This is a genomic window from Xenorhabdus cabanillasii, from assembly GCF_003386665.1.
GTDB classification, from domain to species: Bacteria; Pseudomonadota; Gammaproteobacteria; order Enterobacterales; family Enterobacteriaceae; genus Xenorhabdus; species Xenorhabdus cabanillasii.
On the sequence record NZ_QTUB01000001.1, the window covers coordinates 4208740 to 4223028 of the forward strand.

Here is a 14289-nt window from a genome sequence, read left to right on the forward strand (position 1 = left end):
GACTACTTATAACAAGTAATATATAACTCATCTCTAATCAACCATCAGATAATAATGACGATGTTATTTTTAAATAAATGGTAAAAGAAAAATGGCTCACATCAGTGAGCCATTTTTGTTAATCAGATTTAGTTAATAAAACTGTCATACCAGTTTGGTTTTCCCAATTGTCGTATCTGACCATGCTGCCAAAATAGCAGACTTTGTCTGGCTATCGAGAGAATTAATGAAACCACTGTCACCGATCGTCGGCGCAAATCCACTCATTGCCTGTACCAATGAATCTACCGCATTCGCTGACAAAGCTGTGAATTCACGTTCTCTCCACACATCTTTATTACCCATCCGGGTGATAATCTCCGCCTGATTACCATTGAAGTAATTATTAAAAGTGACAGAGCCAGTGGCTTCAAACTGTCCCTGAACAGAGGTATCCGTCATATTACGTGCTGTGAGCAGTACCAAATCATCACCACTGCGCTGGAACCACAGGTTTTGCCAATTCAGGTTATTGAAAATAATCTTGTCGTTATATTTGATATCTTCGACGATGCTATCAATAACATCACTACTGACAACAAAACTATTAACGCCAGTGCCACCTGTAAAACGGTTTTGATATCCCCCCAATACCAGCAGATCATCACCATCGCCACCATTCAATTGACTAAATTTAGAGATGACATCGGCAATAAGGTGATCGTTACCTGCTCCGCCGTTGATCAACGCGTGATATCCCACCAGTTTAATAGAATCATTCCCTTCATTACCCTCAATCCGGTTATCATTGCCGAATACCGTAGCAAAATCGTTACCTTCCGCAAGTTCCACCTGATTGTTGTTACCGATGGTAACCACATAATCCTGCGCTTTCCCGCCATCAATATGATTGAAAGTACCGGAAACGACGATATAGTCATGCCCTTCACCACTTTCAATCACACCGCCTTCACCAAAGGCAAAAACCTGATCGTTACCGTCCCCCATACAGGCATAGTTAATGCGTCCAGCCAGCACAGCAACATCATCACCAACTCCACCAAACATGATATTTTCCCGTCCCAACAGAACGCCCGTGTCATTACCTACACCACCGGTGAAGATATTGGACGTTCCAAGGGAATAGTACACATCATTACCACGACCACCCCAGAAATTATTGTTATCTCCCAGATAAGCACCGAGATCTTTGCCATCGCCTCCCCAGTTAAAGTTGTAGTTACCAAGAGAGATATGGATATCGCCATCATCTTGCAGATGACCACTATTACGCAGAAAATCAAACGTTTTGTTCTGCATGTTCAGTAAATCCGCGGTCAGGTTCTGTTTCAGATTAACAACCAGACTCTGCATCTCCTGCTGTTTATTCTGGCTGAACAGCGTTGCAAACAGGTTTGGTAAATTCAGCGTGTTAAAACCGTACGTACAATCTGGTTGTCCATCGCCCTTGGTTTGGTTTTTAACTTGCTCTACAGGCTCAATCACCTGTTCCTCTTGATTATCGGCAGGTGCTTTCTTTTTCAACCCATGGTTTTCAAGGAAAGAATGCAGTGCATCAGTGCCTGCTGCCATATTCGTTCTTATATAATCGTGTAAAGTTTGTGGATCGATAAATGCCTTCAATTGGCTGCTGCTGAATTCACTGATGATCTCCAGTATTTCATCCATAATGGCAATACCATCCACGGATTGATTAGTACGGGATACAATGCCACCTTCCGGTGTGTAATCCACATTAAAGATATCTCCCAATGTCGTATCTGCATCGACACTGGCCAGATTTCTCAAGAGCTTATTTTTCACCTGACGTGGCAAATCTGTGACACTAAAAGTGAACGTGGTCTTTGCCAGCCCTGTTGTTGTGTACTGCTGTGTCATCAAACCAAACAGCGACCCCAGATTAATATCCAGTAGGGATTGGATATTGTCACCGAACATAAAATTCCAGTTACCGGTTGTCACCTGAATATCGGCTCCCTGCCCACCAACAGCAAAGTTAAAAGCCAGCTTTTCATTTGCCTGCCGGAACTTATCCGCCCGACTGAGGTTATTCAGTTTCGGTGCATTTCCGCCCAGCCACTGATTATATTTTTTGTTCAGAGCACTTTCGATATCGCTCTTCAAACCACGTCCACTACGTAAGTCCTGAGAATCAATTTCAGCCAGTGATCGGTAATCAACACTACTGGTCAAATCCAGCCCTGACATATCCCGCAGGTATTTCTTCACACTAGCGACAGTCCACTGACTCTCCTGCTCTGCCAGCCAGCCGGGAGAAAAAAACGATCCTGAGATATCCTGTAAAACACCCGAAATACGGGATACACCATCAAATGGGTTGAGCATTGGCGGAGTCGGAATGGATTTATCCATCATGACAATCAGATCGTTACTGCGCCCCTGATTAAAACTGATATTCCGGTTCCCAATAAATAATTGCGCCCCTTCCAAAGCCTGATAACCGGCAATATTAACGCTGTGTTTACTGTCACCATTACCCAGATGAACCATCACATTGTTGTCACCAAAGGCCAGAGACTTAAAACCCCCCGAACCTAATTTAATGCCAACATTAGTGGTTCCCCAGTTAATTGAGGTAAATTCGCCATTACCAATTTGTAACTGCACATTACCGGAATAGCTCAGCCGGTCGTTTGCGGATGCTCTGTTCACATAATCATCGTTTTGATAATGGCGTCGTCCCGGAGCCTGGAATATTTCTCTGTTGTCGGCAATTGCTCCTGTTGCACGTGCATTAGTGTCTCTAATACCCACATGCGAAAGGAGAATATCACTTTCAGAAATACCATGACGTACTCGCTCTGAGTAGGTTGCCAGTTCACCGTTGTTATTCCAGTTCAGAACTATTTTATTGTCATACAGTTTATGTACCCACTGCTCCTGAGCATCTCTGGTGTACTTACGACCGGTGTTATCTACTGCAATATGACTGCTACGTGCGGATACCGAAACACGGATACCCTGTCGCTCAAGTTCAGAAATGAAATGACGGGCAAAACCATCACGTTTGTCATCGCTGATCAGGGAACAACCCACCAGACTGATATGCTCTGGCGTATTCGCATACCGAAAGCGGTGAATGAACTGTTTCAATCTGATGGCTAATTCATCCGCACTGTAACCACTCATACGGGTATAGTTAAGCTCAGTTGCCTCACGCCCGTGTCCTACAATCTGCCAGCGTAATTTACCCGTTAATCTGGTTGGATCGCCGTATACCACCCGATACTGACCATTAGCATCAAGCTGAATAACTACGCTGGAATCCGGGTGTTTACCTGCCAGATTTGCGGCAGCTTTGGCGACAACCAAATCATTCTCAGTCTGAATAATGATCTGGCTATCAAAACGGGTATTTCCACCTTCTGGCTGAGGTGTGACCTCGATATTTTCCCACGAATGAACATCTTGGTTATGCAGAGGACGCTCTGTGCCCAAAACAGGACCCAAAGCATTTTTCATTGTGGTTTCAACAAACAATTTGGCAACAATCTTGTGAGCGTACAACGCCATCATGCGATTACTGGAATCATGGCCCAAATAAGTATGTTCACCTGAAATGTTATAACCAGCATTTTCCAGCTTAATACGCAGTTTTTCACCTTCTGCCCCCAGGCCATCTCTGCCAGTCAGCAACATAATAGGCACTGTTTTGGAAAGACCTTGCAGGTTTTTCTCCACTGAGAATTTGCCATTAACCGCTTTTGCCAGCACTGCAATAACGCCTGTCGGATTCGGGATGTTATGGGCCGTAATAGCTTTGGTCATGCTTGGCATTGGCCTGTCAAGCAACAAACCGGCGACGGATTGCCCCCTTCGTGCGGCATAACGGGCAAGATCAGCCGCAATAGGTGCTCCCATTGAATAACCATGAATAATGATATTTCCCGGTCTGATACCGCGCTCATTGACAAGATAACGGAACATAGTACGTGCATCCTGATACAGCCCGTTTTCGTCAGGACGACCATCACTGGTGCCGTAACCCCGCATACTGACCGCAAGCATATCAACGCCCTGTTTCTGATAATGCATCTTGATCTTACTGGCCTGCTCTTCCGCGGAAGTACCGGAACCATGAATAAACAGTATGACCTTACTTGATGCGTTCGAACTGGATGTACTTGAATTACCGTGATGGTAATAACCTTCCAGGCGACCAGCTTCACCTTGCAATGTCACTTTTTCAGCTATTCTGAGATCAATTTCCCGGCCAAGGCCTATTTGTACAGCTTTACTAATACGACGGCGATCTTCTTTCACACCGTATAGCTCGTTATTCATAAAACGTGCCAACGGATTACGTGCTTCTCTTTCACGCAGAGGTGTACCGTCATTTTCAATTGCGATTTTCTCCAGCATCTCTTCATGCAGATCATCTGCCTGATTCAAGAATCTTTCCGCATCATCGTCATTAAGACGGCGGTATTTCCCTCTATTCCGCTTAGTCTGTACTACTTTCTGCAATGCCTGACCATAATTGAACAAATCATTAGGTTTCCAGATACCAAACCCAGGTAGCCAGGCATAACCGAGCACTTTTTCTGCTCCACCCGCTTTCAGAACGCGGGCAACGACCGTTGAACAATTTTTAGATAAAAGCTGGTAACGCGCATCAGGATCTGTGCTGATTTTTTCCCACTCAGCCTGCATTGCCGCCACATCAAGGCCTTCCAGATTGATACGGAATACCCGGCCGGGATCAGCCTTACCCTCTTTAAACGCGTTAATGTCTGCGAGTTCACGTTCAGCAAATTGGCGTGTCACATTGGAAATTAAATGTTCCATGCGTTTAGAATTCTGCAATGCTGCCGCCATACGCAGGACTTCGGCAAAACGTTGGGCCACTTCCTGCATATCCATGGTGTCATCCCGCCATTGAGCAAGAAACGGCCGGTAAATATGAGGCGGTATCTCAGCAGATTTAAGCATGTCTGGATTAGCAAGCGCCGCCATAGCGAAACTTTCACTGACATCTTTGAATTTGGCATCTACGCCTTTTGCTGTTCTCAGTTTTTCAACAAACTCTTTCAGTTCAGCAGAACCATCAACCAGACCAAAATCATCATCTTCCTCAGATGCAACGTCATATCTGAGAGCCGGATTTTGATGAACCGGCATACTGAGATCGCGCCAACGAACCCGAAAATCAGATTGGGTATGAGTTGCATCAAAAAGTTCCCGCAGGTTAAGGGACTTACTGCCCGCCGGCCACCAGCTAACATAATTCATGTCATTGAAATTTTTGATATCTTCGGCATTAACCTTGACTCGTCCCTGACCAATTTGCAGTGCAGCATGCCCGACGGTGCTGTGGTCACTTGGCTTCCAGATATAGAGCGTGGCACTGACAGGGGATAAATGCCGTTCAATCGCCAAATGGACTTTTCTCAAACCAGCAATATCAATACCTACCCCATCTCTTGCCAGATCACGAGCGGTCAGTTTCGAAAAGACGGCATTAGTTACCTCCTGACCATATTCTCTGGTAATAGCAGACATAACCTGCTTAACACCGATGCCAACAGTATCTTTGGCTACCTTCACACTGAATCTGCCCTGAGTCACAAAGTCACCATGAGCGTCAATGTAGAGATGTTGAGGATCTCTGAGGTTGGAATTGGACAGTTTGCTGTACAATTCACTAAAACTGCCTTTACCGGAACTTCTTAATGTTGGTTCAGCCAGGATCATAGATTCTGTAAGGCGGATATCAATCTGGGATAATAGCTGTTTCATTGCCGGAACCCGTTTTGACTCAGCATGTCCAAGCAAATAACCTTCCACCTGCTGGCGCAAATAAGTCAATCTTTCGATGGCATCCAGTGAGTAATCCCTGTCTTCCAGCAGAGCCTGCTCATAACGTTGCAGTGCCTCAATGATATTGCGGTAACTTTCCCCTATTTGCTTCCCTTTTATGTAAGCCCTTAGCTGTAGCTCATTGGTTGACATCAGTTCAGCACGAGGTCGGTAATTCCAACGACCATCAACTTTTTCAGCCAGGATCCGTGTGCGCCGTTGTTCATAGGAAACAATACAATTCTCCACAAAATGCAGCTCTTTGGGGAACTGGTCATAGTTCTCATAATTAGCCAGTATGAACTGTTCAACCGCTTTGATTTGTGCCGGATCTTTCGGGTTCTCAAGTTTAATTGTCTTGATGGGAGCATGATGATCTTCCGGCCATGAATGCACTTCAAAGCTGTTGTCCAATCCTTCGCGTATTAAGATATGTCGCTCAGAACGCAGACGATAGAATGGCAGAGTTTTATTCAACATGCCGTCGATAGCACCCAGTTTAACGTTCAGATCAACCAGTGTATCGGGCTGATAACCCTGAGGGTTCATAGCCAGATATTTTTTCTGCTCAATTGGATTCAGGGCGTCGAAACGTACCTTAACGCCAATTTCTTTGTCCGACAGCCGGCTACCAATAAGTTTCAGTGGCAGGTTTTTATACTCGTGAGCGGGTTTATCCAATAAACGGATTTCTCCCACCATACCTTCACGCTGCAATTGGCGAAGTACCGGTAATTCGAGATTCCAGAAAGTGTTCCCCAAAAGTAAACCATTTTCCGCCACGACATACACATCTCCGCGTGCTTTGGTTGCATATACTGAACTCCATAGTCCCATATTGCTCCAGGCAGCGGTCTGAATTGCCAATTGCTGTTTTTTTTGCTGAGCGTCATTAGGATCAAGGGAGTGTGATGCCCAATGAAGCAATTGGTTACTCAATGAAGTACCAAACGAGTGTCCCGGCAAATCAATGTTATAAACCACCTTCTTACCACCCGCTTGTGCAGCATCCAACAACTCCCGGTATTGTTGGCTATTTTTTCCTGACCAGAATGTGACCATACTCTGTTCATCGTTTGGCGGATCAAAACGGTAACCGAGCTGTTCCAGTCGCGTCATAAAGCGAACGCGTTTATCCCAGTCAAAATCAATGGTGGAATCGACAAACAGCTTCGCCAATGAAGCCACTTGATCTTCAGGGACAGTGTGTTCAGTGTTGTTGAGATAACCTTCGATAACATCCATCATCTTTTGTCGGTTGATCTCATCAAACTCCATATCCACTCGTTCAATTCCCGGTACAGGAATGTAGTCATCGACTGAAAAATCCATTAGCCGATCATTGTCACTATTCAGCCAGCGGTAAATATCCGCCACTTTCTGCGCTCTTGCGGTAATGGAAGACAATGTCGCAGCGTTCGGCCGTTCATGACTATTTTGTTGCAGGCCATAATCCGAAGCTAAACGCGCATTGCCTAATCCTTCCAGTTCAGTCGGTGCCAAAACAGAAGTAGTGGAAATAGCCTTTGCATTTTTGTCACGAGGCGCCACTTTGATCTGCAAACGTTCCATCGCCAGCTTAGCATCAGCCAACACCTTCAGATCATCATCTGACTCCGGGATTTCCTGACTGAAACGGCCATCTCCCTGAACAATCGTGTTCGGATTGATATGGCTGCCAGTATGACCAGCAGCACTTGATTGATAAGCCTCGGACAAACCACTGCCTTGGTTTTCTCTGTGACTCGGCTTTTGTCCGCTATCTTTCGCCACTGTTTCAGCTTCGAATTCTGCCTGTTGGATAGCGTTATACCCAGCATTCTCAGCCTGTTCAGCCCGTTTTTGTTGCGATTGTGCTTCTTTTGTCCGGTATTCTGCGTTAACGCGGGCGTCATTAATATCCTGCTGAGCACCCCGTTGGTTCTGCTCACTTCGGGTTACGCCTGCTGCCGATTTCTCCAGTGCTGATTTCACCTGTTTTTGATGTTGCAGGATAGAGGTGCGCAAAGACCCCAATTGCTGCCCCGCTGTTTCTTTTACCCTATCCAGTTGTGTCTGGAGGCCATTCAGCAATCCACCGGCAAAATCCTGACGCCACTGTGCTCCCGATTCTCCCTGATGGCTTGTGTAAGTTTGGTTATCCAGACTGTCAAGCGCTATGACTTTTGCCAGCAGTTCATCCGTCACAGCCTGCTCTTCTTCCTTGACAGCGTTACGCTGTGCCAGCCCGTTGGTATTCAGAGCCTCAAGATCGGTAGCCTCCAACTGAGCCTGAGTATCTGCAATTGCCGCCAGTTGTTTTTCTCTTTCCTGCATCAGACGCTGACGGTCTGCTTCTGCGTTTGCCTTATCATGCAGCACATCACCCGCCACCGAAGTTTGTGATGTGCGTTTTACTTGTGCACTGTCAGAACGATTTGAAGTTGCAACGACATTGTCCAGAATATAACCTCTGCCGTCACTGTTACCGGTGCCTTTAAACGCCAGCCGGTTACTGCCTGCCTGTGCAACCAGAACCAGTTGCTTATGTTGCCAAACGACATAATCGTCTGAAGACGAGAAAACCACCTGATCATTCCAGAGCACTTCCATACCATTATCATCAGTGCTGCCCGCCCGTCTGGCAAAATCAAAGTCAAGGGTAATGACTTCACCGGCCTGAAGCGGTCGGAGATCCTGATAAATAGTGGTGTTGGCATGTGCATCCAGTTCAGTGACGTACTTGCCGTGCCCATCGTCAGGCAAACCATAAGCAGCAGCCGGGTGTTGCACTTCAATGCCGTCGCTAGCCGCCCAACCTTGTCCTCCTGCTTCAAAGTCGCCATTGACAATCAGATTCGGTTTCCGGGTTTTCGCCTGCTGTTCATCGGCATACATGATGTTTTTCAGCTTGCTGACGTCTGGCGTATTAAGCTGATTCACCGCAGCGTGCAAATCAGTGGCTAAGTCTGACCTGACTTCCGCCATTTCAGTCAGTTCAAAACCGTTCAGTGCATTGACTTCCGGCAGATTAATGGCACCACGCCCCCGGTAACTGCCGGATGTATTCGCTTCATCGCCATTTACCAGAAAATTAATGCCCTGACTGCCCATCACCCCTAATAACGTTTGTTTTATGTTATCAAACAGCGTTGCCAATTTATGGCTCTCGGTATTACTGGAAGCCAAAGCGAGATGATAAAAATCGCCGTTTCCGACCTGAATGGCAACGTTATTGCGGGCATAGGCGGCGTGGATATTCATCCCGTCGCCCACATGGATATCGGCATTGCCTGTCCCTTTCATCACCGAAACATTCAGGCCGTCACCCACTTTGGTGTTGATATTGAATTTACCCCACGCCACACTGACAGAAACACCGTCACCGACTTTGCTATTCACATTCAAATCACCGTGGGTTGCCACGACATTTAAACCATTACCCACGCTGGTAGTGATATTACTCTTACCTTTCGCGGCAGTAACCTGCATACCATCACCGACTTGGGTGACAATATTACTTTGACTCCACAAGGCGTTGAAGCTGTCACCCTCCCCCACCTGTGTCACAATATTGGCATCACCTTTCGCCAGCGTAACCTGACGCCCCTGACCGACTTTCGTAATAACATTCGCTTTACCCCAGGCACCGGTATAATCATTACCCTTACCGACATGAGTGATGATATTGGCCGTACCCTGCACAATATTGACCGTCCGCCCCTCACCGATTTTGGTGACGATATTGGCTTTCCCTTTGGCAAAGTTATAGTGATCGCCTTTCCCCACGTGGGTCATGATATTGGCATCTCCCCACGCGGCATTGACAGCCAAACCTTTTCCTACTTTGGTTATCAGGTTCAGATTGCCTTTGGCAAATCCCACCGTATTGCCGTCACCCACATGGGTCATGACGTTGCCAAATTGAGAAACCAGCAGACCGGCTGTCGTCCCCGTGCCCACTTTAGTCAGAATATTGCCTTTGCCTAACAACAAACCGGCTGTCATGCCCTCCCCGACATGGGTTATCACATTTGCCCTGGCTGCCGCCACAACGCCGAGAAAATCATGCCCGACTTTCGTCACCACATTGGCTTCACCCAGTGCCAGCACCCCCGTCATTCCCTGGCCGGCATGAGTCATGATATTGGCCTGACCAAACATCGCCGCCAGCGTCGTGCCATCGCCGACCTTTGTCATGATATTGGCATTACCAGCAAACAGACCAATACTGGTGCCGTTACCCACATGGGTATAAATATTGGCCTTGCCGATCATCAGCGCGGCCGTCAGCTCATGACCGGCTTTGGTCAGAACATTCGCCTCACCCAACATCGCGGCAAAGGTATTGCCATCACCAATGTGGGTCATGATATTACCGACGCCTGACATGGCGGCGAGGGTTTCACCGTTCCCCACTTTAGTCGCCATATTGCCTTTGGCCGCCATCAGCGCAACACTCAGGCCATCTCCGACATGGGTAAAGACATTACCCAGAGCCACCATCAGAGCCAGGGCATGGCCATTCCCCACTCTGGTAAAGATATTGCCACCGCCAGCCATTATGGCGTACGCCTCCCCCTGGCCGACATGGGTAAAAATATTGCCGACGGCCAGCATGGCGGCGAGGGCTTCACCATTGCCTACTTTAGTAAAAACGTTACCTGCTGCGCCCATAGCGCCCAGGGTTTTGCCGTTACCGACATGGGTCAGCACATTGCCGAGGCCAAACATCATGCCGGTAGTCTCTCCCTCCCCCACTTTGGTCAGGATATTGGCGCCGCCCATCATCACACCGGTGGTTTCACCCTGCCCGATATGGGTCAATACGTTGGCACCGCCGCCCATGACAGCAAAAACCCTGCCATCCCCTTTTCGGGTCAGGATATTAGCCCCGCCCAGAGCGACAACGTTAGTCTGGCTGCCATGAGGTTCCTGCAATGAAGTGGCAGGAGACGACATACTGATGTGGGTAATAACGTTGGCAAGCCCCCCTCCGTTGAAATTTAGCCGGCCTTTTCTGTCTTTCTTGAAAATAACATTGGCAGCACCAGCGCCATCAAATTCAGTGTCACCGATTTCTGAATTATGCAGAATAACATTGGCAACCCCTGCGCCCTTAAAGTAAACATTGCCACGGGCGACGTTGGATTTGATCACATTGCCGCCCCCGGCACCTTCAAACCGGACATCACCACTGCTGTTACTCTCTTCTGCCGTTGAGTTAAACAGAGCCTGTTCACCAATCCCACTAACACTGGAAATCTTTTCAGACGTTACCCTGACAGTATTCACACTGTAATGAACATCACTCAGTGTATAGCTGCCTTTACCCAGTGATGAGTAACCGTAGTTAGGGCCAACAAACTGATTCGCTATGGCTGCCGTGTGATCACCGGCTTTATACCAAGGTGTGGCAATGTATTTCAGCTCACCGGTTTCAGGATCATTTTTCAGTTGCACGACCACTACCTTGGTATACTCCCCCAAGACTTTAGCGTACAGATAAGTATTTTCCATCCAGTTGGATTTCACGGGCTTGACGGCAACGGTTGAACCATCAGTTGAAATTGCATAACCACCCATTCGGGCATCCGACAATGTAATATTTTCTGCGGCGATCTGGACACCACCGGCATACGTTATCCATTCGTTTTCCGGCAGCTCTTTTTCTATGGCATGTATCGTAAATGACTGATGGTATTCAATACCCAGATTAGACAGCGCATAGGCGTTATTAAGATTGATGATCTGAAAACCATTACGCTCAGAGATCTCCTGAACCTCAAGATCCTTGAGATGATTACCCTCCTTATACCAGGATGTTGTGGAATATTGCAGCCTGCCGGTTTTGGGATCATTGCTCAGGTGGATTTTATTGATTTTAGTAAATTTTCCATCAATCAATGCGAAGAGATGAGTATTCGCTTCCCGTGTCGATTTTACAGCCGCAACTTTCTGATGATTCTGGATCCAATTTCCTCCCAACATTGCGGTGGTCAGCACAATATCTTCAACTTTTGCATAAGCCATGCCTTCGCCGCTGAAGTGACCAGCCGCTCCTTTCCGGGTAATTTGGTTATAACCGCCCGCCCCCATAAAATGGATGTTGCCGTCGGCAACATCCGAATAAAAATGGTTATAACCACCGGCCCCTTTGAATATGATGTCACCACTATTTCCGTGCCGATTCAGACTGTTGTAAGCTCCTGCACCTGAATAATTCAAATGACCAGCATGACCATTATGCTGGATAACAGCACCACCTGCTGCACCGGAAAAAACAATATCACCCTCACCTTCTTTCTCGATTTCTGCATACCCGGATGCACCTGTCACGGACAGGTTGCCACTGGTATCGTGAACTCTCAGATAGGCAGCTCCGCCAACGACGGTATCATTGCCTGAACCGGTATAGACCGATGCACCAATAGTGCCTAATGTAATGTGATCATTACCGCCATAGGCATAAATTTGCCCACCAAATCCAATAGCGACAATATTATTGTCACCATCGTCAGCGGTATAATTTCCTGTAAAAAAATATTCAATACTTCGCCAGAACGGTTTTCCCATAGATCAATCTCTAAAAAATTAAAGACAAAAACGCCCAATTACAAAAAGCAACTGGGCGTCGATGTGTATCTTAGTGTTAGTAAAAAGATTAAATTCAAAAGATTAAAAAATACTTAAATTACACGTAATTACGTGGGTATCTTGGACACAGCTCAGATTATGGCAAATAAATAACCTAATAAGATAAGCTCTAACTCAATAATTGATAACAAATCAGATAAAGAATGGCGAATTCATCACCTAAAAACAAAATATCTTAAATTAATCTTTAAGATCAACATACAACAGAGATAAAGTCCGTTTAACCACTATATTGAGTCCCAATAACCTCAAACCATTTCAGACTGCCTTACAGAATTTATTCATTTTTATCTATGAGCTTTCTTATCAATAAAGAAAACATAAATTTTAACCATCCTTTTAATAGAAAATACATATGTTAATAATGTGAACTTGATTACAATTAATTAAAACTTATTTTCTTAAATTTTAGTGGCTTTTAGACTAAACCGGCACATCCAGAACAAATATTATTAATGTATTAATGAAAAATTTATCTTATTGTTTGATATAGCTTATATTATGGTGTTTTGCACCCTTTTCTTTGATACTTTTCGGCAGAAACAGGTACGTTATACTCCCCTTTGGGTATTGTTCTTTAGAATGATAGCGACGCTTTTCCTCTTATCTCTATAGTTGCATCACAGTCATTTTTTGTTTACAAAAAATTCACAATCGACTGTATTTCAGGGAACTTATCAGGCAGGCCTGACACTCAACAGGCTGGAGCGAGATCTTCAACCCTACCACTGTGAGAGAACAGGGCCAGATGAGCTGCTCATCAAACCAGAAGGACAATTGACAATATGTATCAACGAAAGGGTAAAAATCCTGTTTATGGCATTCATTGTTTACACACGATTTTCTGTTTCAGGAACAATAAATCAGCCTTTGAATGCAGAGATACAAGTGAAAACGAGAGGTAGCCTGCGCAAAAAGCAGATACGTTTCTTCTCAAAACAGAAAGATGGCTGCAAATTGATTGAGCAACTAGAACAATACCCTGTTATCCGGCAGAGCTTAGAAGAGCTGGACTTTCGGTCATGTAGCCTGCAAATCAAAGAAGGAATATGGTCTTCTTCTTATATTACTAAGGAAGTTTTTCAGATAAATAAAACAAAGTGGCTACACTTAAGCAATAAATCCAATGCCTGAGTTATGCTGAACAATTTTACCAAAAGAAACATCATTGTTGAGCTATTCAGGCATAATGAAATTAGACGAATGTCACTATTGCGTTGATGATCTTTCTTGAAATTGATTCTTTCTAAATATCAGTCATGTGTTGAAAACAAGTTACTTAAACTTCCCATTCATTAAGTTATTCCATACCGCTATATACTTACCTGTACTCTTATCATTATCAAGCCTTAACTGGTATTTTTGCTCAATTGAGTCGGATCAAAGTGGGAAATAATGCGGGCACTGGTGTCATGAGCAGGCAATCTTGTTGGGAACAATCCTTTTTGCTGGAGCCAGTCAAAGTACGTTTCACCGAAGTCTTCAATATCTTCCCATCCTTCCGCTCCAGCGATCACGGCACACATTGTCAAGAACAGAACATCAAACAAGGGATAACTGATTTTGGCCGACTGGCATAGGTCTGTTAATTCACCAAAATAGTGAGAAAAGGCATTGATATTCATAAGGAACTTCCGGAAAAAGGCGTATCAGATCATATCTGTTCCTGTAGGTCAAGTTTGAATTTTGTTAACAAAATTTTCACGCTCCTGCCTTAGGAATGATACTGATTCCAGTGTTAATCACTAATCTCCATTAATGTGTATAATTTATTCAACTAATATTGATGCCAAACCTCATTATTTTCAAACGGAGTTTGCCAGCAGATTAAAG

2 protein-coding genes and 1 pseudogene are annotated in these 14289 nt (G+C 45.5%); 1 reads left to right on the forward strand and 2 read right to left on the reverse strand.

All coding sequences use genetic code 11. The features are described from left to right. Positions 1–144: 144 nt before the first annotated feature. A complete protein-coding gene (gene rtxA, locus BDD26_RS18885; RefSeq protein WP_115827419.1) occupies positions 145–12375 on the reverse strand; it encodes an MARTX multifunctional-autoprocessing repeats-in-toxin holotoxin RtxA in 12231 nt (4076 codons plus the stop codon). A gap of 714 nt (positions 12376–13089) precedes the next feature. Between rtxA and BDD26_RS18890 the strand changes: the two genes are divergently transcribed. Then, entirely contained in the window at positions 13090–13590 is a 501-nt protein-coding gene (locus BDD26_RS18890; RefSeq protein WP_115827601.1) for a DUF3156 family protein, read from the forward strand. 236 nt (positions 13591–13826) lie between these two features. Here the strand turns inward: BDD26_RS18890 and BDD26_RS18895 are convergent. Next, positions 13827–14081: pseudogene (locus tag BDD26_RS18895) on the reverse strand (transposase family protein); the annotation flags it as partial. Between the last annotated feature and the right edge of the window lie 208 nt (positions 14082–14289).

Coding starts and splice junctions, on each gene's coding strand:
- rtxA (WP_115827419.1), bottom strand. CDS start 12,375: ATGGGAAAACCGTTCTGGCGAAGTATTGAATATTTTTTTACAGGAAAT.